The following is a 292-nucleotide window of genomic DNA, read 5'->3' as shown; positions in this document are numbered from 1 at the left end:
AATCAAGGATTATAATGTAGAATAAATATGTAATTTTAATGAAATAAGGAGTGATTTTATGCAAACTCTAGCACCAATTCCAACTGAATTAGATTGGCTGCTTAGAATAATTGTTGCTGCTTTTTGTGGTGGGATCATCGGTTACGAACGTGCTATTCAACGAAAAAGCGCGGGCGTCAGAACACACATCGTAGTCGCAATTGCCTCTGCACTCTTTATGATCGTATCCAAGTATGGATTTACAGATCTTCTAAATATGCATGATATTGCGCTCGATCCTTCCAGAATTGCC

Annotated in this window: 1 protein-coding gene; it reads left to right on the top strand. The window is 38.0% G+C overall.

Going from position 1 to position 292, the window contains the following annotated elements:
• Positions 1-58 precede the first annotated feature (58 nt).
• Positions 59-292 (top strand): MgtC/SapB family protein (locus tag MJX74_RS21545; protein ID WP_240225071.1); only part of this gene is annotated, 234 nt, incomplete at its 3' end.

Origin of the sequence: Rheinheimera hassiensis, from assembly GCF_022436675.1 — a bacterium.
Classification (GTDB): Bacteria; Pseudomonadota; Gammaproteobacteria; order Enterobacterales; family Alteromonadaceae; genus Alishewanella; species Alishewanella hassiensis.
The sequence above is the reverse complement of the archived record's forward strand: the minus strand, read 5'-3'. Positions and strand labels throughout refer to the sequence as shown.